The 20,402-nt window shown below is 53.0% G+C and carries 19 protein-coding genes and 1 pseudogene; 8 read left to right on the top strand and 12 right to left on the bottom strand.

Annotation, left to right across the window (positions count from 1 at the left end; genetic code table 11):
* Window positions 1-90: 90 nt before the first annotated feature.
* Window positions 91-726, bottom strand: coding sequence for a DUF421 domain-containing protein (locus tag QQF33_RS02155; RefSeq protein WP_285150272.1), 636 nt, complete (start codon window positions 724-726; stop codon window positions 91-93).
* A 9-nt stretch (window positions 727-735) separates the two neighbouring features.
* Window positions 736-1,182, bottom strand: coding sequence for a DUF3290 domain-containing protein (locus tag QQF33_RS02150; protein ID WP_285150273.1), 447 nt, complete (start codon window positions 1,180-1,182; stop codon window positions 736-738).
* A 138-nt stretch (window positions 1,183-1,320) separates the two neighbouring features.
* On the opposite strand from QQF33_RS02150, the pseudogene QQF33_RS02145 reads away from it, so the two are divergent.
* From QQF33_RS02145 to QQF33_RS02135, 3 genes and pseudogenes are all read left to right on the top strand, one after another.
* Window positions 1,321-1,458: pseudogene (locus QQF33_RS02145) on the top strand (DUF1294 domain-containing protein); the annotation flags it as partial.
* Window positions 1,459-1,995: 537 nt separating this feature from the next.
* Window positions 1,996-2,433 (top strand): hypothetical protein, encoded by a 438-nt coding sequence (locus QQF33_RS02140; protein WP_285150274.1) that lies wholly within the window; start codon window positions 1,996-1,998, stop codon window positions 2,431-2,433.
* Window positions 2,434-2,633: 200 nt separating this feature from the next.
* On the top strand, window positions 2,634-4,046 hold the full coding sequence (locus tag QQF33_RS02135; RefSeq protein ID WP_285150275.1) for a hypothetical protein: 1,413 nt from the start codon (window positions 2,634-2,636) through the stop codon (window positions 4,044-4,046).
* A 498-nt stretch (window positions 4,047-4,544) separates the two neighbouring features.
* Here QQF33_RS02135 and QQF33_RS02130 read toward each other — a convergent pair whose 3' ends face one another.
* Complete coding sequence (locus QQF33_RS02130) at window positions 4,545-5,450, bottom strand: hypothetical protein (RefSeq protein WP_285150276.1); 906 nt, start codon at window positions 5,448-5,450, stop codon at window positions 4,545-4,547.
* A 412-nt stretch (window positions 5,451-5,862) separates the two neighbouring features.
* Between QQF33_RS02130 and QQF33_RS02125 the strand changes: the two genes are divergently transcribed.
* Entirely contained in the window at window positions 5,863-6,207 is a 345-nt protein-coding gene (locus QQF33_RS02125) for a DUF1294 domain-containing protein (RefSeq protein WP_285150277.1), read from the top strand.
* 331 nt (window positions 6,208-6,538) lie between these two features.
* Here QQF33_RS02125 and QQF33_RS02120 read toward each other — a convergent pair whose 3' ends face one another.
* Window positions 6,539-7,096, bottom strand: coding sequence for a nucleotidyltransferase family protein (locus QQF33_RS02120; protein WP_285150278.1), 558 nt, complete (start codon window positions 7,094-7,096; stop codon window positions 6,539-6,541).
* Window positions 7,097-7,309: 213 nt separating this feature from the next.
* On the bottom strand, window positions 7,310-8,563 hold the full coding sequence (locus tag QQF33_RS02115; RefSeq protein ID WP_285150279.1) for an MFS transporter: 1,254 nt from the start codon (window positions 8,561-8,563) through the stop codon (window positions 7,310-7,312).
* 121 nt (window positions 8,564-8,684) lie between these two features.
* Here QQF33_RS02115 and QQF33_RS02110 point away from each other — a divergent pair, with 121 nt between their 5' ends.
* The 3 genes from QQF33_RS02110 to bioD all read left to right on the top strand — a co-directional run bounded on the left by QQF33_RS02110 (window position 8,685) and on the right by bioD (window position 11,763).
* Window positions 8,685-9,593 carry a LysR family transcriptional regulator gene (locus QQF33_RS02110; protein ID WP_285150280.1) on the top strand — a complete coding sequence of 303 codons (909 nt, stop codon included), beginning with the start codon at window positions 8,685-8,687 and terminating at the stop codon, window positions 9,591-9,593.
* 119 nt (window positions 9,594-9,712) lie between these two features.
* The gene (gene mlc / locus QQF33_RS02105) at window positions 9,713-10,933 is read left to right on the top strand and encodes a sugar metabolism global transcriptional regulator Mlc (RefSeq protein ID WP_282493189.1); all 1,221 of its coding nucleotides are present in this window, start codon (window positions 9,713-9,715) and stop codon (window positions 10,931-10,933) included.
* A 134-nt stretch (window positions 10,934-11,067) separates the two neighbouring features.
* A complete protein-coding gene (gene bioD / locus QQF33_RS02100) occupies window positions 11,068-11,763 on the top strand; it encodes a dethiobiotin synthase (RefSeq protein ID WP_282493188.1) in 696 nt (231 codons plus the stop codon).
* A 41-nt stretch (window positions 11,764-11,804) separates the two neighbouring features.
* Here the strand turns inward: bioD and osmV are convergent, their stop codons facing one another.
* From osmV to QQF33_RS02065, 7 genes are all read right to left on the bottom strand, one after another.
* Complete coding sequence (gene osmV, locus QQF33_RS02095; protein WP_285144586.1) at window positions 11,805-12,950, bottom strand: osmoprotectant ABC transporter ATP-binding protein OsmV; 1,146 nt, start codon at window positions 12,948-12,950, stop codon at window positions 11,805-11,807.
* The gene (gene osmW, locus QQF33_RS02090) at window positions 12,950-13,597 is read right to left on the bottom strand and encodes an osmoprotectant ABC transporter permease OsmW (protein WP_282493186.1); all 648 of its coding nucleotides are present in this window, start codon (window positions 13,595-13,597) and stop codon (window positions 12,950-12,952) included. Before osmW ends, osmV begins: the two co-directional genes overlap by 1 nt.
* A gap of 9 nt (window positions 13,598-13,606) precedes the next feature.
* On the bottom strand, window positions 13,607-14,506 hold the full coding sequence (gene osmX / locus QQF33_RS02085) for an osmoprotectant ABC transporter substrate-binding protein OsmX (protein WP_285150281.1): 900 nt from the start codon (window positions 14,504-14,506) through the stop codon (window positions 13,607-13,609).
* Between the two features lie 18 nt (window positions 14,507-14,524).
* On the bottom strand, window positions 14,525-15,238 hold the full coding sequence (gene osmY, locus QQF33_RS02080; RefSeq protein WP_285144584.1) for an osmoprotectant ABC transporter permease OsmY: 714 nt from the start codon (window positions 15,236-15,238) through the stop codon (window positions 14,525-14,527).
* 289 nt (window positions 15,239-15,527) lie between these two features.
* Complete coding sequence (gene dmsD / locus QQF33_RS02075; RefSeq protein WP_285144583.1) at window positions 15,528-16,142, bottom strand: Tat proofreading chaperone DmsD; 615 nt, start codon at window positions 16,140-16,142, stop codon at window positions 15,528-15,530.
* Between the two features lie 12 nt (window positions 16,143-16,154).
* Window positions 16,155-18,593: a selenate/tellurate reductase subunit YnfE gene (gene ynfE / locus QQF33_RS02070; protein WP_285150282.1), complete on the bottom strand. Its 2,439-nt coding sequence runs from the start codon at window positions 18,591-18,593 to the stop codon at window positions 16,155-16,157.
* A 134-nt stretch (window positions 18,594-18,727) separates the two neighbouring features.
* Entirely contained in the window at window positions 18,728-19,033 is a 306-nt protein-coding gene (locus tag QQF33_RS02065) for a DUF1161 domain-containing protein (protein ID WP_285150283.1), read from the bottom strand.
* 335 nt (window positions 19,034-19,368) lie between these two features.
* On the opposite strand from QQF33_RS02065, the gene QQF33_RS02060 reads away from it, so the two are divergent.
* The gene (locus QQF33_RS02060) at window positions 19,369-20,400 is read left to right on the top strand and encodes a methyltransferase (RefSeq protein ID WP_285150284.1); all 1,032 of its coding nucleotides are present in this window, start codon (window positions 19,369-19,371) and stop codon (window positions 20,398-20,400) included.
* Window positions 20,401-20,402: the final 2 nt, after the last annotated feature.

The raw sequence follows: 20,402 nt of genomic DNA, 5'->3' as shown, positions 1-20,402 counted from the left end.
TGTCAGGAGCGGACGTTGATGTCAGTGTTCTCAGGCAGAGGCACACCTGAAATGGCTGCCTCCTGATAATAAGGGTATTAATTTTGGAAATTATTTTTCATATCCGTATAAATTTATTCTACCCGATAAATACTCGCCTAAATATACTTCACTGATTTTACTGAAGCCCTGCTTTATCACTTCATTTTCTAACCAGTCATTGTCTTTATTAAGGATTTCGAGCAGGTCATGGTTTGCCAGACCATCCACTATAATAGGATAACGTATATTCTCATCACCACTTTGTATAATGGTTAACTGCCCATTCTGTTCCAGAACCACGCGTTTGAGTTGTTCTATTTCATAAATACCATTTGCTCTCAATTTGAACATCAAATCATTTGCAGAAACACCATTGCGTAAACACTCCTTGACATTAACACTGCCATTATGTACCAAGGTGATAGGTTTGCCATCGATAATACGTTTAACTAACCGATTATTCTCTTTTAGAAACTTAAGAACAAAGACGAGAAAAGTCCATATAATTAGCACCAGGACAAACTGTAGTACTGTTATCGATTCATTGTAAATTACGCCGCCGATAATCCCCCCGAGAACATAGTTCTGAACCTGATCCATTGCGGATGAAGGGGCCAGATTCCCTTTCCCCATGAGATTTATTTGTACAATTAAACACAGTATCCCCAGACCCAGCTTTAAAATAATAGGTGTATAAATTATCATTTCTCATCCTCAGTTTTTTATGATTTCTATGTCTGGATTTACTAACGAAACTTCAACCAGGTTGTATGTTTTTTGGTCCGGGCTTAAGTTAACCCGATAATAAAAATCATTGATTTTAATGATAATGCCGTCCGAGAGTTGTACGGAGCTGGAAAATATAGAGTTCACATTTACTTCTTTTTCTTGTGATAACAGCCTAACAAAGTTAACCATCTGTGATGATTGGGAGTGTATATTTTGGCTGTCAGTATAATCTGCATACTGAACACCAGAAAGGAAGAGTAAAAATAAGAAGGCGATGATGGTTAAATCACGATATTTAGTTTGCAGACGATGACGCATATACAGGCTAAAAACAACGATCAGGATAAATAAAGTGCTAAATATAATGATGTATTTTAAATAATCATTGATGTTAGACTGCATTTGTAGATAATCGATACTATAAAATCTCATATATTTATAATCCTTAAACCCTCAAGATCACATTTTTATTATAATAACACATTATCTCTTCCTGCTCTGATGTTCCTTAACAACTAACACGCCTGGTGATAAGTTGAATCAAATGTATTTTGTCAAAAATTTTGAGCTGTCGGAGGGGGACCAGGCGCGATTGTGGGTCAACAACTCTTTCGTCATAAAACGCAAAAGCAGCCGTTCAAAACCTGGTTTATTGTCAGTGTCCCGGCGAAGGTGGCGGTGTATCAGCTTTATCCCGTTTCGCTTTAATGCTTTGAATGTGAAGCCGGATGGCGCTAACGCTTATCCGGCCTAGGGATTAAAACAAGTGGGAATACGCAAATCACTCATCATGTTCATCAATCAGCGTCAGCATAAAGGATTGATACGTTAGTCACGGCCTCCTGGTAATAGGTTTTAGCGAGAGTTAACTATAACTGGATAACATGCTTAACAAATAGATTTGAATGATGTAACTCCTTGAAAAAATTACATTCAACAACGAGATCCTCCTTCCGGTAATACCCGTTGTCGATATCCGGTTATCGCCGTATTCTTCATCCGCACCTGCAAAATCAGGTACCGGGATTGACCTCCTGAAACACTCTTGTTGGCGACACTCCGGCGCGTCCACGCCTGTTTTGTGTCGTGCACACGGCTACGCTACAATGGCGGGCCGGGTGGGGGCGTCGCAAGACGCGCCGGTTGCCAACAAGATCGGTAAGGTCAACCCCGCCCGGATCTGCCACCCGTGAGATTGACCTCTCCGCTGGCGGTTATCACAAACATCTTGTTGGAGTTTTCCCCATGACCACCATTTTCACCCCAGCCCACGATTTACTGAGCGTCCCGTTCAGCGCCGCGACAGACTTCACCGATCTCGCCGACTGCTGCGATCGTTTTGCCGAAACCCTGATGGAATGCCACGAACCCGCGTACAAACTGGCGCTGCTGGGCCGAATCAGTGCGTGCCTCGCGTTGCTTCGCCCGACGCTTAGCGAACCCATCCCGGCGCACCTGATTGAGCGCTTTACTGTCGACACGCTCCCAGAAACGCCATCGTATTTTGAGCCTGACGCCGAAGCGCTGTGCGATTACTGCCAGACGCTGACTCAGCTGCTCTGCCAGCAGTCGCTGTTACCGGAGATGGAAAAATCCCTGCGCGGGTTGCTGTGTGAACTGATGTGGATGTTCGCCGGGGAGCTAAACGCACCGCGCTGGGCTCGCCAGCAGACTGCGCACTAAACAGAATCGGTAGGCCGGATAAGCGTTAGCGCCATCCGGCTTTTTGTTGGTTGATGTGAGATCTGAGACTGGGAGTCAGTTTTGAGCCTGATGCCGCGGTCACGCTACGTTAATCTGTAACGTGCATATCAACTCAAGCTAATCATTTATTCCTGGATGCCGATACCTTTATTTATTATTCAGTATATGAAGGAACATGTATGTACTACCCACACCCTTTAATGCGTTCGCTTTTTGTTCTCTCTCTCTTGCCGTTTTCGTATGTTCAGGCTGCTGATAAACCTGCATTGACAGGTGGTGGCGTAAACCCTTTGTCGATAACTAAAATCCACGACCGTGTGAATTACATGGTGTCGTTGAACTTCAATGACGGAAAAATAGCTCAGGAATGGCATTCCGTTGATTGTAAAAATAACAAGGCTCAGATTCTGTACAAAGATTTACTGGATAATGAGGGGCTTACCAAAGCTCGCTTTTACGGCGCCAGTTACTCACGGTATGCGCCTGCACAGGACGATAAGCTGATGACCGCAGAGGATATCCGTACGGTTTGTAATCTACCGATAAAAGAAGCACATTGGGAAAGATTATCCGCCACGTCTTCAGTCGGCACGACCGATCTTGTCGATGTGAATAGCATCCAGCGCGTTGGCGACATTTTATCGGTACGCATGGGATACGACTATGCAGATATCATCTGGGAACCGCCTTACGACGCGCCGCTTGAATTAAAGATTGAGCACTACTTATATAACTGTAAAACCCATCAGGGCGATGCTTTCGCCGCAATGAATATCGACAGCGAAGGGCGTGTTACGGATTCCCTCATTACGGCTGATATTGTTCGCCGCAAAAGTAGCTTCAAAATTAACACTCAAATGGAAGAACGCTTCGGGCAAATGTGCCAACTACCGGCAGGAAAAACATTCACTGCCGAAGGGCACTTTGTACCCGCCGTTAACAAACCATCATCAACATTGATGGGGCCATCAATGCCCGATCTGAGTAATAATAATTCACAATGGCTGAGTAAATTCCCCCTTTCTGTGGCCATTGAGCACCAGGCGCAGTCGTTGATCAAACCCTGGGCACTTCCGCGTTTTAAACAGATTCGCTACACCGAAGTTAGCGCGCCTGGAGAGGTTAAAGTCCAGTTGGATGCACAGCCAGATGGTTATATACGCAAGCTGGAAGATTATGGCATCTGGACAGTGCAGCGTTTAACCCTGGGTAACCAGCTACAGCTTAAATACACCATGTCCATCAGTAGCGGTTCTTCATTGCTCAACAAGCTACAGACCGATCTGCGTTTCCCGTTAGTGACCGGCCAACGATATCAGGCGCAATGGGACACCATTGATGACGATAAGAAAGTTACTGCTGCAACTTTACGATGTGAAGTAACGGGAGAGGGTGATGCGCATAGCATTGCACCTGAGTTTAGTGGGAAATATCTCTTAGTAGAATGTCATGAAACTCATGAAGGGCAACGGAGGAGTAGTGGTAAGTCAGCCTGGCTGCAAGATCTCAACGTCTTCGTCCCGGTCGCTCAGCAAGTCGGTGATAAACCTGAAAGTCTGGTAAAACTGGAAAATGTCAGTGTGATACGTTAATTCGCAAACAGGCTCACCGCTTTAGCGGGTGAGCCTAAGAGGCGCTCTGCCAGCAATCGCTGTTTCCGGAAATGGAAAAATCCCTGCGCAGGTTGCTGTGTGAACTGATGTGGATGTTCGTCGGGGAGCTAAACGCATCGCGCTGGACTCGCCAGTAAACTGCGTACTAAACAGAATCGGTAGGCCGGATAAGTGCCAGCGCCATCCGGCTTTTTGTGGAGGGTGGAGACTGGTGGTCTGCTTTGTGCCAGAAGCGGACATTACCAGATCCCCTTTATATTAATCGCTAAGTCGTACATCGGCCTAGTGAGTTTTATCCAAATAAGATTTTACAGCCAGTTATCATGGTAAACGTCATTATCAGATAAAAGAACTGGCGTTGTGAAAGCGAGGGAAAGCAATCTTTTCTGGCCAGCGTATAGATGACACCTGCAAGTAAAATAAACGCAGTTGTTGAAGATGGCAGTTCACTGAGTAAAATCCAGAATGAGCGATCCATCAATACATCTCACCGTTACCAAAACGGAATGTTACATTTTGTTTTCTGGTGTCCCTCACGCCTCCCATGCTGAGTAAATTTTCAACAATAGTGTTTATTGATGAGCTTGGTGTTTCATCATTGAAGTATGGTTGTCTTACAGGTCCTGCAACCAAATCGACATTATTTATTCTCTCAAATGACATTTTCCCTGAGAAGCCAGAACTGCATAGTGAATGAAGCTGCATACGGATGAAGCCACTGACATACGCAGCAAACCACGGCCTGCCGAATACCGCTGTGTATTTTTTATCTGAGGGCCATAGGTAGCTGTCCAGTTCCCTGCAGTTGTAGTTCAGTGTGTTTCCATCAATGTATAAATATCCATACATTCTGAATCCGAACCATGGAAAGCTAATATGAGGATTGACTGTTTTGGTACGGCCCGCCAGAGCTGTCCGTTTAGCAAGCAACACTAAACATCTGTCTGTTTCATCGAGTACTTCATAACAGGAAACAGGAGCTGGCTCTCCCCAGTATTCTTCGTTATACAGGCAATTATAGACCTGAACGATATCCAGATCGTTTAATGTCTTTATACGGTCATTCACCACAGCCTCTGTTAAGGTGCCCTTCAGTGCTGCTAATTGAGATAATCTCTGAAGGTCAGATGATGGCAGACGGTTTCTGTATGTCTGGAGTTCTTCTCGCATGTGAGCAACGATTTGCTGATCTTCGATAGCTTTATCACTGGTGGTGTGATTTAGCAGATCTCCCCAGCAAGAAAATCGATAAAAATACGCGACCATCTCATAGGCATGGTTCAATTGAACATTGCAGTGATCCCTGAGGAAACGGGCCTGTTTGCGAAGCTGATCGAGTGAGGGGACATAACGGTGATCGTTAACATTGATGCGTGGGAGCATTGCATGTTCCTTTTACAAATACTCTGCGGCCTGTAAACACAGAGCAAAGTTAAAAGGATATGCTCTGAAAACTAAAGGGTAAAAAGCGCGTTGGCGGATTTGTCTACAGGCTGACAGGTCTGCGCATAACCTGTTAAGCAGGTTATTAAACAATCCAATAACAGTCAATAGCCTGTGTTAAATATGTGCTCATCACTTAACTGCCCCCCAAGGCAGCTAAAGTTTCATAACCCGTACTCTACATATTTTATTCTTAGGGAAAGTGAAGTGCTATCAACATCTGCTCTTCACATCAGCCAAAGCCGAACCAATGAAAGACTCGATTTCAGACTCCAGGTATCTATTTCGTCCCCGATCTCCACCACATATAATCCCCCCAAACACACCCACAAAACGACCCAAACCAACCCCTATGAACCTCAACCGCTTCTGCTACTTACTCCTAATCCTCTCCGCCATCGGCAGCATCTTTACCCCGCACCCCGTTGCCACCTGGCTCTTACTCGCCAATCTACTGACGCTGCTGATTTACGGCGCAGACAAAATGGCGGCGCGCAAGGCCTGGCGCAGGGTGCCGGAATCCACGTTGCTGGTGTTTGGGGTTGTCGGAGGGTGGCCGGGCGCGATTGTGGGTCAACAACTCTTCCGTCATAAAACGCAAAAGCAGCCGTTCAAAACCTGGTTTGTCGTCAGTGTGATCGTGAGTATCTCGGCGATGGTGGCGGTCTATCGGTTTTATCCTTTTTTGCCTTCCTGAAAAATACAAAGCCGGATGGCGCTAGCGCTTATCCAGCCTACTGGATATAAGCCCCCTGAGTCTTCTTTGTGACGCTACGCCGACGAGTCTGCGCCTTTTTATGTCGTGCGCACGGATCTGCCATGAATACACGTACAAACTCGCGCTGGACCCAGTTGCTCTGCCAGCAAACTGCGCACCAAACAAAAGCCGTAGGCCGGATAAGCGCTAGCGCCATCCGGCTTTTTTTTGGCTTATATGAGATCTGAGACCGGGAGTCAGCTCTCTACCAGACCCGGACTGGAATTCTTACGATCGAGAAGCATGCACAAGAGATAGTTAACTATTGCGGTTATGCAGGAACGATAAGCTGTAGCCCTGGATAACGTTCCAGCCAGCGCTTTGTGGTGACCCGTTGTTCAAAAGCATAAAACTTATCACGCTCAAAGGTGGGGGTCGGTCTTAGCAGTAGTTCGAATAGATCAGAGAGTCCATAAGGAGCAATGATATCAAGACCATTGCCTCCCAATCTGACAGCGACAGCCGTAGCAGTTTCTGGCCAATGCAGTAGAGCATTTTCTGTTGAGGTATAGGGACGATCGCCATTACGTTGATGCATTCTGGCTTGATTCTTCACCGACCAGACTAACGAAGGCAGTTGTTGTTTAAGCTTACTCTCGAGGTAGCTATCACGATCTGGGCAACAGTGTTCATGGTCAAACCAGACGACATCCACATCACCTAAAGCACGACTCGGCTCATATCCATGTAAGTGATTCCAGACGGCATCTCGTACAAACCCCGCGCCAATCCAGCTATCATTCAGTTCTAATGCCCGAACCGCAGAAAGAGCCTTCATCCTTAAAGGATCATCTGACAATATTTTCTTCAGTGCCTTTTGGTAGTCCATTTGAATCTCTATCGGAAGTAGCATCCCACTGGGGTAAACGTTATCAACATTCCCCCATCCATGCCCATTTTTCGTTCATATGAGCCCATTGACTCAAGATCCCGCGCCTGGCCTATGGCGTTAGTTCCTCCGCCAATTCGGTTTTATCCTTTTTTGCCGTCCTGAAAAATACAAAGCCGGATGGCGCTGACGCTTATCCGGCCTACAGTGCCCTTAGTGCAGACGCTTGTGGAGGCTCATCCCCACCAGCAGCGCGGCACACAGCATCAGCGCAATAAACCCGCCGACGCCATTCCAGCCGTAGTTGTGCCAGAACACGCCGCCGAGCGTCCCGGCGATGCTGGAGCCCAGGTAGTAGCTGAACAGATACAGCGAGGAGGCCTGGCCTTTGGCGCGACGGGCGCGCGGGCCGATCCAGCTACTGGCGACCGAGTGCGCGGCGAAGAAGCCTGCGGAGAAGAGCAGCATCCCTGCAAAAATCACCCACAGGGATGAAAGCAGCGTCAGCAGCAGACCTGCCAGCATCACGCTGGTCGAGACCAGCATCACCGGGCCGCGACCGAAGCGCGCGGTCATCGCGCCCGCTTTCGGCGAGCTCCAGGTCCCGGTGAGATAGGCCACGGAGAGCAGGCCGACAAAGGCCTGGCTCAGGTGCCAGGGCGAGAGCATCAGCCGGTAGCCAATATAGTTAAACAGGGTGACGAACGACCCCATCAGCAGGAAGCCCATCAGGAACAGACGCGGCAACCCTTTATCGCGCCAGTGCAGACGGAAGTTGATGAACAGCGTTTTGGGCCGCAGGGAAGTAGGGCGGAAATGGCGGGACTCGGGCAGGATGCGCCAGAACATCAGCGCCGACGCCAGGGCAAAACAGCCGATCACCGCCAGGGCGATGCGCCAGCTAAACAGATCCGTAAACACCCCGCTCAGCAGACGTCCGCTCATGCCGCCAATCGAGTTCCCGCTGATATACAACCCCATCGAAAACGCCACAAAACTCGGGTGGATCTCTTCGCTGAGATAGGTCATCCCGACCGCCGCCACGCCGCTCAGGGACAGACCAATCAGGGCGCGCATCACCAGAATCCCGTGCCAGCTGGTCATCATCGTCGAAAGTAATGTGCACACTGAGGCGAGCAGCAGGGCGGTCACCATCACCGGTTTGCGGCCGATGGCGTCGGAGAGCGGGCCGGTAAACAGCAGCCCGATCGCCAGCATCCCGGTTGAGATCGACAGGGAAATACTGCTGCTGGCGGGCGACACGCCAAACTCATGAGACAGAACCGGGAGGATCGGCTGGACGCAGTACAGCAGGGCGAAGGTCGCGAGGCCTGCGGAAAACAGCGCCAGCGTGACGCGCATAAACTGGGAGGTGCCCCGTTTGATAAACTGAGTGGCGGCGGGTGCTGCAGGTAAATCATCAATGTCGCTTGCCGGGGCGATATCAACGGTAGATGTACGACTCACAAAAGTTCCTTGCTTAAACATCCCCGTGATTTCTGGTGACGGGTATGACCACAAGATCAGGGTAGGAAATTGTAAATATTCTGTCTAATATATTAATAATCTCAAATGATACGTTAAAAATATGAATATCGAGCTGCGCCATTTACGCTACTTTATCGCCGTCGCCGAAGAGCTGCATTTTGGGCGCGCGGCGGCGCGGCTGAATATCTCCCAGCCCCCTCTGAGCCAGCAGATCCAGATCCTCGAGCAGCAGGTCGGGGCGCGCCTGCTGGCCCGGACCAACCGCAGCGTCAGCCTGACGGAAGCGGGAAGGCAGTTTCTGGCCGACAGCCGCCAGATCCTGAGCCTGGTCGATGACGCCGCGGCCCGCGCCGAGCGCCTGCATCTGGGAGAGACGGGCGAGCTGCGCATTGGGTTTACCTCGTCGGCCCCGTTTATCAGCGCGGTGTCGGATACCCTGTCATCGTTTCGCCGTCATTATCCTGACGTACATATCCAGACCCGCGAGATCAACACCCGCGAGCAGATCGTTCCGCTCAACGAAGGCTCCCTGGACCTGGGGTTGATGCGCAACACCCATCTGCCCGATACCCTGGCCTGGGAAGTGATCCTCCGCGAACCGCTGCTGGCGATGATCCCGCGCGATCACCCGCTGGCCTCGCTGGATGCGGTCACTCTGGCGGAACTGGCGCAGGAGCCGTTTGTCTTTTTCGATCCGCATGTGGGAACCGGTTTGTATGATGATATCCTTGGTCTGATGCGCCGCTACGGCCTGGCGCCGGTCATCACCCAGGAGGTCGGCGAGGCGATGACGATTATTGGTCTGGTCGCGGCGGGCCTGGGGGTGTCGATTCTTCCGGCGTCATTTAAACGCGTTCAGCTGAGCGAAATGCGCTGGGTGCCGATAGCGGAAGAGGATGCGATCTCTGAGATGTGGCTGGTATGGCCGAAACACCATGAGCAGAGCAATGCGGCACAGCGTTTCAAAAACCAACTGATTGCCGCCTCAAAGCGTCCAGTAACGGCCTGAAAAAGGGCGAAAAATGTGCGGTAAATCACATGGCTAAGTTTAAATTTGACGACTGCCTGCGAAGTGCTTCACCATAGCCCAAAGTTTATTTCGAAGCGCGAAAAATAAGGATGTAAGCGGTGGTTGCTGATAGTCAGCCAGGACATATTGATCAAATTAAGCAGACCAATGCGGGCGCCGTTTATCGCCTGATTGATCAGCTTGGCCCGGTCTCGCGTATCGATCTCTCTCGACTGGCTCAACTTGCGCCAGCCAGTATTACCAAAATTGTGCGTGAAATGCTGGAAGCTCACCTGGTGCAGGAGACGGAGATCCAGGAGCCGGGCAGTCGTGGCCGTCCTGCCGTCGGGCTGGTGGTGGAAACGGAAGCCTGGCACTATCTGTCGATCCGCATCAGCCGCGCGGAAGTGATCCTCGCCCTGCGCGATTTAAGCAGTAAACTGGTGGTGGAAGACCGCCTCGAGCTGCCGCTCCAGTCAGAACAAACCCTGCTTGAACGCATTATTGCCCATATCGATCAGTTCTTTATTCGCCACCAGCAGAAGCTGGAGCGTCTGACCTCTATTGCCATCACCATGCCGGGAATCATTGATACGGAGAATGGTATTGTGCATCGCATGCCGTTTTACGACGACGTGAAAGACATGCCGCTTGGCGAAGTGCTGGAGAATCACACCGGCGTGCCGGTCTATATTCAGCATGATATCAGCGCCTGGACGATGGCCGAGGCGCTGTTCGGTGCCTCTCGCGGCGCGCGCGACGTGATTCAGGTGGTGATCGACCACAACGTCGGGGCTGGCGTTATCACCGACGGCCGCCTGTTACACGCGGGCAGCAGCAGCCTGGTGGAGATTGGCCATACTCAGGTCGACCCTTACGGCAAGCGCTGCTATTGCGGCAACCACGGCTGCCTGGAGACTATCGCCAGCGTCGAGAGCGTGATGGAGCTGGCGCAGCTGCGTCTGAGTCAGTCGATGAGCTCGTCGCTGCACGGCCAGCCGTTGACCGTCGAGTCCTTATGCGGCGCGGCGCGGCAGGGCGATCTGCTGGCGAAGGATATTATTACCGGCGTGGGCAACAACGTCGGGCGGATCCTCGCGATTATGGTGAACCTGTTTAACCCGCAAAAAATCCTGATTGGTTCGCCGCTGAATCAGGCCGCTGACATCCTCTTCCCGGCAATTTCCGACTGTATTCGCCAGCAATCCCTTCCGGCCTACAGCAAGAACATGGTGGTCGAGAGCACGCAGTTTTCCAATCAGGGCACCATGGCCGGAGCCGCGCTGGTCAAAGACGCGATGTATAACGGCTCACTATTGATCCGTCTCCTGCAGGGTTAAGGCTATTTTTCGCTGATCTCATAAAAATTGCGCTATCTCAAACTGAAGGGATGGCGCATACCTTAGACTCACTCCACTGAATTATTTACTTGGTTTATATTTTCAAAGCATATGCCCAAAAGGTGGAGTAAGTGATGCTTAAGCGTTTCTTTGTAACGGGTACTGATACTTCTGTCGGCAAGACGGTGGTGTCCCGCGCTTTGCTGCAGGCCCTGGCGGCAGGCGGTAAGAGTGTGGCAGGGTATAAACCGGTCGCGAAAGGAAGTAAAGAGACGCCAGAAGGACTACGCAATAAAGATGCGCTGGTGCTGCAAAGCGTTTCTAGCCTTGAGCTGCCTTATCAGGCCATCAACCCGATTGCGCTGAGTGAAGACGAAAGCAGCGTCGCGCACAGCGGTCTGATCAACTATTCCTTGCTGTCCAACGGGCTGGCGAATCTCGGTGACCAGGTCGATCACGTGGTGATTGAAGGCACCGGCGGCTGGCGCAGCCTGATGAACGATCTGCGTCCATTGTCCGAGTGGGTGGTGCAGGAACAGCTGCCCGTGCTGATGGTGGTGGGTATTCAGGAAGGGTGCATCAACCATGCGCTGTTGACCGCGCAGGCCATCGCCAACGACGGTTTACCGCTGATTGGCTGGGTGGCGAACCGCATCAATCCAGGCCTTGCGCATTACGCCGAAATCATCGAGGTGTTAAGCAAAAAGCTGCAGGGCCCGCTGGTGGGTGAACTGCCGTATCTGCCGCGCGCTGAGCAGCGCGATCTGGCGCGTTACATCGATCTGACGATGTTAGACAGCAGCTTTTCCGTTGAGAAGGTCGTCGCGTAACGCCAAAAGCGGGCAGCCATCCTGACTGCCCGCATCTGACATTAGCTCTCGTGAATATTCAGCGCACGACGCGTGCGGCCTGAACTCAGATACTCCGCAATATAATCTTGCGAAATCTCACCGTTGTAGCGTCCCTCTTCATCGACGATCGGCATCCAGCTGGTATTGCTCTCATACAGACGCGACAGCACCACGCGCAGGTTGTCTTCCGCTTTGCCGGTCATCCGGAATGGATGCAGCATGTCGGCGCAGGCGCCCGTGGCGTGGCGCGCTTCACGACGCTTCACAAAGCCCAGCGGTTTCCCGTTGTCATCGACCACGGTGATGGCACGAATATCGTTATCATCCATGGTGGCAAACGCCTCCGGCAGGGAAGTCGATTCACGCACGGTGAGGGTCGGCTGCTGATCGGTGACGTCTCCCGCCGAGACCAGCAGCAGGCGTTTCAGCGTGCGGTCCTGGCCGACAAAGGAACCGACAAATTCATTCGCCGGTTTCGCCAGCAGTTCGTCGGGGCTCGCGCACTGCACGATACGGCCCTGACGGAACACGGCGATACGATCCCCAAGTTTGAGCGCTTCGTCGATGTCGTGGCTGACCAGCATCACCGTCTTTTTCAGCTTGCGCTGCATCTCGAGGAACTGGTTCTGAATCACTTCACGGTTGATCGGGTCCACCGCGCCAAAAGGTTCATCCATCAGCAGGACCGGAGGATCTGCCGCCAGGGCACGGATCACGCCGATACGCTGCTGCTGACCGCCGGACATTTCACGCGGGTAGCGGTTGAGGAACTTGTGCGGGTCCATCGCCACCATATCCATCAGCTCTTCGGCCCGCGCTTTGCTGCGCGCTTTGTCCCAGCCGAGCATTCGCGGCACTACGGTGATGTTCTCTTCGATGGTCATGTTCGGAAACAGACCAATCTGCTGGATCACGTAGCCGATATTGCGGCGCAGGGTGACGGTGTCCATTTCGTTGGTGTTTTCGCCGTTAATCAAAATATTGCCGCTGCTCGGGGCGATCAGCCGGTTGATCATCTTCAGGGTGGTGGTTTTCCCACACCCGGACGGCCCCAGCAGAACGCACATTTCCCCTTCGGGCACGTTCAGATTGACGTTATCGACAGCCTTAAAAGTCTGACCGTTTTTCTGTGAAAATTGTTTGGTGAGGTTTTCCAGTTTTATCATTATCGAATCCCCTTCGGAGTCAGCACGACCTGCAGACGATGCAGCAGCCAGTCGAGCACAATAGCTAAAAGACAAATCATTAAGGCACCGGCGATCAGCATGCGAATGTCGCTCCCGCCAATACCGTTGAGTAACAGCAGGCCCAGACCACCTGCGCCGATCACCGCGGCGATGGCCATTACGCCGATGTTCATCACCACGGCAGTACGAATGCCGCCGAAAATCACCGGCAGGGCCATCGGGATTTCCACCCAGCGCAGACGCTGCCAGAAGGTCATGCCGATCCCGCGTCCGGCTTCACGCAGACCGGGCGGCAGGCTGTCGAGCGCGGTGTGGGTGTTACGCACAATCGGCAGCAGCGAGTAGAGGAACACGGCGGTGACGGCGGGCAGGGCGCCAATACCCTGACCGATCAGCGAAAAGAGCGGAATCATCAGGCCGAACAGGGCAATCGACGGGATCGTCAGGACGATGGTGGCGATGCCCAGCACCGGCGTCGCCAGCCATTTGTGACGCACGATTAAAATCCCCAGCGGTACGCCGATGATAATCGCCAGCCCGACCGCTAACGCCACCAGCCACAGGTGCTGGAAGGTCAGCGTCAACAAATAATCCCAGTTATCAATGATGTAGTGAATGGTCTCCATAGCGCCTCCTTACAGCAGCTGCTTGCTACGCAGGAAATCACGGGCGACCTGCTGCGGTGACTGATGGTCGATATCAACCTTTTTATTGAGCTCGGTGATAACGTCGTTGTTGAGCTGGCCGGAGAGGGTATTCAGCGCCTCTTCCAGGCCCGGATTGGCTTCCAGCGTGTCTTTGCGCACCACCGGCGTCACCGCGTAGCTCGGGAAGAAGCCTTTATCATCTTCCAGCACTTTCAGGTCGAAGCCTTTCACGCGCCCGTCGGTGGTGTAGATAAGACCGGCATCGACAAAGCCATCGCGCACGGCGTTATAAACCAGACCGGGGTCCATCTGGCGGATTTGCGGGCGATCCAGATCCATCTGGTAGGCTTTCTGCAGTGGCTTCATGCCGTCACTGCGCCCGGAAAATTCAAGGTCTAAGCCCAGCATCCAGTTGTTGTCCGGATCGGTTTTACGGACTTGCTCAATTTTGGCGACCAGCTCGGACATCGTATTGATGTGCTCCGCGTCGGCGCGTTTGCGCTGCATGGCGAAGGCGTAGGTGTTGTTCATGTCCGCCGGTTTGAGCCACACCAGACCGTGTTTCGCGTCCAGGCGTTTCACCGTGTCGTAGGACTCCTGAGGCGACATGCGTTTGTTGATGTGGTTGAAGATAATCAGCGACGTCCCGGTGTATTCCCACGTCATATCAATCTGTTTGTTGATCATCGCGTTACGGGAAATCACCGTCGCAATATTGGTCTGGGGCTGAACCTGAAACCCTTTCTTTTGCAGATACTGAACGGTCATGGCGGACAAGATATGCTGCTCGGTAAAGCTCTTGGTCGCCAGAATCAGCGGGGCGGCCTGGGCCTGGCTCACCAGAAACGCGGCGGCCACCAGCGCCGCCAGGCGTGAAAACAGTCTCATAAAAGCTCCTTGTTATTGTTATCGTGCGAGATGTGGGCTCATCAGACGGCCCAGTGCGGCCAGAAGCGTGTCCAGAATCAGCGCAAAGAGCGCTGTGGCCGCCGCACCCAGAATCAGCGTCGGGAAATCGTTCAGATAGATGCCGGGGAAAATCAGCTCGCCGTAGCTGCTGGCCCCAATCAGGAACGCCAGCGGCGCGGTACCGACGTTAATCGCCGTGGCAATGCGGATGCCCGAGAGCATCACCGGCCAGGCGTTAGGGATCTCCACCTGACGCAGGCGTTGCCATTTGGTCATCCCGATCCCGTTCGCCGCTTCCAGCAGCGAAGCAGGCACTGAGCACAATCCCGCGTAGGTGTTACGCACAATCGGCAGCAGCGAGGCGAGGAACAGGGCGATGATCGCCGGTTTGTCGCCGATACCGAGCACCACCATCGCCAGCGCCAGAACGGCGAGCGGTGGCAGCGTGTTGCCGACGTTAAAGATTTGCATCACATATTCGGCGGTGCCGCGTGCCGCCGGGCGGCTCAGCAAAATCCCGCTCGGAATACCGACCAGCAGGGCAAAGAACATCGAAGAGAAAACCAAAATCAGGTGCTGTTGACCGAGATACAGCAGGTCAACCTGGCGCGCTTTGATTGTATCCAGCCCAATTCCCCACGCGAGGAGCGCAAGAACGGCAACAATCGCGGCGATGAAAAGCAGCGTACGTTTGACTAATGATGAGTGCATTGCGGTGTGTCTCCCTGTGCGCATGCGTTCGTTATAGCAACCCATTGATTGCCTGTTGTTATGCCATGTTTCGGCAGGGGTACATGAGCTATAGCAAGCGATTGGGAAGGGTTCCAGCGAAGCGCTAAATCAGTTCACAGAAGATAACAATGTAAACAGGGTGTTACGCCTTATGGGATAAGGCCTGAGCAGGGGGCGGGCAGAATAGTCCTAAAGGTATAATGGGGAAAGTGACACCGTAACAAATCAGTGTTTCGCACGGCGGCAGATGCGCCGTGCGAAGAGCGGATTAGCGGTACAGAGGTTTATCGGAAACGGGAATTAACAGTGACGACTGCCAGTCAGCCAGCGTCAGGCGGGCAAGCTGGGCCAGACCGGTGTAAAACGGATGCCCGGCCTGCTCAATAAACACCGTCAGGAAGCGCTGGCTCCACGGCAGCAAATGCCATGCCAGGAGTTGATCGCGCTCGGCGTCACGTCCGTTTTCAGCCAGCCAGGCGGCCAGCATCAGCAGGGTGCCGAAATGGTCTTCCGGCTCGTTCTGCTGCATTTCGAACGCAATATTGTTTTCCCGCATCCACTGGCGCAGGGCGAGGGTTGAATCGCCAAACAGCACCGATTCACGATCCAGCCACACGGAGCCCCAAGGCGGCGCGGGCAGCGCCCACGGGCCGATAAACAGACGTTGCCAGGCGTCGGGCAGCGGTTCGTCGGACGGGGTGCGCAGGGTCTCTGCAATCGGCAGTAAGCTGGCCTGATCCAGCGGCCAGTCCTGATGCCAGTCGCTGGTGGTCAGAGCCGAAACCAGCGGCGCGGCCTGCTCGCTGTCCGGAGAAAAGTAAAACAAGGCTCCCAGCACCCGGGCAGACAATGCAAACGACTCACGCGGTAAAACTTCATTCATAACAACGTTCCTTTAAACCTTCTCGATCTGCACCAGGTTGGTGTGCTGCGGGTTGCCTTTCGCCAGCGGCGAAGGGCGATGTGTGGTCAGGGTATTGATACAGGAGCCATGATCGACGCGGTCACCGGTCATGTTGGCCTCGTGCCATGCGCCCTGGCCCATCGCACTCACGCCAGGCATGATGCGCGGCGTCACCTTCGCCGGGATGCGCAGCTCGCCGCGGGCGTTAAACACGCGCACCAGATCGCCATTTTTAATGCCGCGCTGACCGGCATCGACCGGGTTCAGCCACACTTCCTGACGGCAGGCCGCCTGTAAGATATCAATATTGCCATAGCTGGAGTGAGTCCGGGCCTTAAAGTGGAAGCCAAACATCTGCAGCGGGAACTGGCTACGCTCCGGCGCGTCCCAGCCGTCAAAGGTCGAGGCGTACACCGGCAGAGGGCTGATGGTCTCGTCTTTTTCCAGCTCCCAGCTGTTAGCGATTTTCGCCAGCTGGCTGGAGTAGATTTCAATTTTGCCCGACGGGGTTTTAAGTGGGTTGGCTTCCGGGTCGTCGCGGAATTTTTTATAGGCCACGAAATGACCGTTCGGATCTTTGCGCTTGTAAATCCCCATCTCTTTTAGCGCCTCGTAGGACGGCAGTTTCGGGTCTTTCTCCAGCATTTTGGCGTACAGGAGTTTCAGCCACTCTTCCTGGGTGCGGCCTTCGGTGAACTGCTGATACACATCCGGCGCCAGGCGCTTCGCCACTTCGCTCATGATCCAGTAGATCGGTTTACGCTCGAACTTCGGCGCGGTGACGGGCTGGAGGAAAATCAGATAGCCCATATTGCCCGCGTAGTCGTTCGGAATAATGTCTTCCTGTTCGACGGTCATCAGATCCGGCAGCAGAATATCGGCGTATTTCGCCGACGAGGTCATGAAGTTGTCGATCACCACGATGGTTTCGCACAGGGTTTCGTCCTGCAAAATGTCGTGGGTTTTGTTGATATCGGAGTGCTGGTTGGTGATGGTGTTCCCGGCGTAGTTCCAGATGAATTTGATCGGCACATCCAGCTTATCTTTCCCGCGCACGCCGTCGCGAGTGGCGGTCATCTCCGGGCCACGGACAATGGCATCGGTCCAGCTAAAGCAGGAGATCTGGGTTTTAACCGGGTTATCCGGGAGCGGCATCCGCTCGATGGTGATGGTGTAGGTGGATTCACGCGCGCCGCTGTTACCGCCGTTGATCCCCACGTTGCCGGTCAGAATCGGCAGCATGGCGATGGCGCGGGAGGTCAGCTCGCCGTTGGCCTGGCGCTGCGGTCCCCAGCCCTGGCAGATATAAGCGGGTTTGGCGCTGCCGATTTCGCGCGCCAGTTTGATGATTCTGTCGGCGGGAATACCGGTGATGCGCGACGCCCACTCAGGCGTTTTCGCCGTGCCGTCTTCGCCCTGACCAAGAATGTAGGCTTTGTAGTGGCCGTTGGCGGGCGCATCGGCAGGCAGCGTTTTTTCGTCGTAGCCGACGCAGTATTTGTCGAGGAACGGCTGATCGACGAGGTTTTCGTCGATTAACACCCATGCGATACCGGCGACCAGCGCGGCATCGGTGCCAGGACGGATAGGGATCCACTCATCTTCACGCCCGGCGGCGGTGTCGGTGTAGCGCGGATCGATGACGATCATCCGCGCGTTAGAGCGTTCACGCGCCTGCTCGAGGAAGTAAGTGATCCCGCCGCCGCTCATGCGGGTTTCCGCCGGATTGTTGCCGAACATCACCACCAGTTTGCTGTTTTCGATATCCGAGGTGCTGTTGCCGTCGTTGGTGCCGTAGGTGTAAGGCATGGCGCAGGCGATCTGCGCGGTGCTGTAGGTGCCGTAATGGCTGAGGAAGCCGCCGTAGCAGTTCATCAGGCGCGCCACCAGCGAGGCGTAAGGCGAAGAGCGCGTAATGTTGCCGCCGACAATCCCGGAGGAGTAGTTGATGTACACGGCTTCGTTGCCGTATTTCTCGACCACGCCTTTCAGGCTTTTGGTGATGGTATCCAGCGCTTCATCCCAGGAGATGCGCTCGAACTTGCCTTCGCCGCGTTTGCCCACGCGTTTCATCGGATAGTTCAGGCGATCGGGGTGGTTGATACGGCGGCGGATGGAGCGGCCACGAAGACAGGCGCGAACCTGATGGTTGCCGTAGATATCTTCGCCGGTGTTGTCGGTTTCGACCCAGTAAACTTCGTCGTCTTTGACGTGCAGTCGCAGGGCGCAGCGGCTCCCGCAGTTGACCGAGCAGGCACCCCACACCACTTTATCGGCGGCAGGCTGAACCGCCTGTTGCACGGCAGCGGCGGCGCTTTTCAGGCCGAAGGGGAGAGAGAGCCCTCCGGCAGCGAGTGCCAGAGAGCCAATTGCAGTGGATTTCACCAAAGCTCGACGGCTGATCCCGCCGTGATGTTCGACATCGGACATGACTCACTCCATCTTTGTCATTACGTATGAGATTGACCCACGAATACAACCGGGCGACAGATGGAGTGAGTGTTACTCATTCAGGGGTAATAAACTTTAATCCTTATCAAGCTAAGGGAAATCCCGCAGAGAAATTACTGCGGTTCGGCCGGAGCGTTATCCTGCGTGCCGGTACCGCCCGCTGGCGCGCTGCTGCTGCCGGTGCGGGTATAGAGAATTTTAAAGGTATCGTTGGCGCAATGGCCTACCACCTGGGCATCAGCCTGATCGGCCTGGTCGTTAGGGACGATGTTCAGAGTAAAGCCCGACTCAGGGACACCGTTGTTAATAATGCGCTGTTGAATATCGCTTTTCACGCGCTCGCAGGAGTCGGGGGCGGCCAGCACCGCAGGAGAAATACTGGTTAACAGCAGCGCGGTAATCCAGGGTAACCGTTTCATATCTTGCTCCTTATCTCTGTGTGTGGACTTTATTTTAGCAGGGATAATGTAAATAGCTGTATTGCAGAGAAATTTTCTGAAAAATCTGAGAGGTCAATTTATCATTATTATGTGCGCTCTGTGATTATTTATTTCGGCGATGAGTAGCCTTCTAATAAAGCTAATTGTTGGCCATATTCCTGTACAGGGTTCATCAGGTCGTGGATTTAAATTGCCATGGTGATAAAAAAGAATAAAAGTTATTTGATGGCTAAATTATTTAATCCCATTAGGCTTGTTGGCGGACGTTTCATTTTCATTCTGTACTTTTAAATTATCGTCACAGGAGAAACAAAATGTTAAACCAAAAAAGTTTATCGAATAAAGAACGTCGGGATGGTATGTATGTTTTAGAGCAAAGCATGGGGTTTGTCTGGCAGGCTGCACTGCGCACCGCGGCGTTATTACGGGTTGCGGATCATCTTAAAGAGGAAGCGAAAACCGCCGAACAGCTTGCGCAGGAGCTGCACGTGGATGCCGGGTTTTTATATCGGGTGTTGCGAACCCTGGCTTCGCGCGACGTATTTAAAATGACCGACGACGGTCTGTTCAGCCTCACGCCCGCCGCCGAGTTTCTGCGATCAGACACCCCGTACTCCCTGCGTGAAGGGGTGCTGATGCTGACGGATAAAACCATGTGGCAGCCCGCAGGCGAAATGACGGATATCGTCAAAGGCAAACCGGTCTTTAACGAATTATTTGGTATGCCTTTTTACGAATACTGGGGGACGAAAAAAACGCCGTCAGGCGACGACGGTTTTCACGCCGGGATGGCATCCATGTCGAGCGTTGAAAACGATATTCTGGTGGATAATTATCCCTTCCCGGAACATGCCACGGTCGTGGATATTGCCGGTGGGCTGGGGAATCTTCTGTTAACAGTTTTACGCCGCAATCCAACGCTGCACGGTATTTTATTCGATCGCCCAAACGTGCTCACTGAAAATAGTCTGCATTTATTGGGGGATGATTCGCGCTGGGAAACCGTGGCCGGGAGTTTTTTTGAAGCTTGTCCGGTCGCGGATATTTATATGCTGAAATATATTTTGATGGACTGGCCGGACGACAAAGCCAGCCAGATATTAAAAACCTGCCGCAAAGCAATGAAACCCAGCTCCCGTTTATTAATTCTCGAGCCGATGATTAAAGATCAGGATAACGAACAAGGGAGGTATGAGATGGATCTTATCCTGCTGTCGGGTTTCGACGGCGGACGCGCTCGTACGGAGAAAGAGTATGCACACATGTTAGGGGAAGTGGGGCTGAAAATTAATCGGGTCATTCATACACCGTCCTATCTGTCGATTGTGGAGGCGGTTCTGGCCTGAGG

Origin of the sequence: Lelliottia wanjuensis, from assembly GCF_030238365.1 — a bacterium.
Lineage (GTDB): Bacteria > Pseudomonadota > Gammaproteobacteria > Enterobacterales > Enterobacteriaceae > Enterobacter > Enterobacter wanjuensis.
Note: the sequence above shows the minus strand (reverse complement) of the source record. Positions and strands in the feature narration are given on the sequence as shown.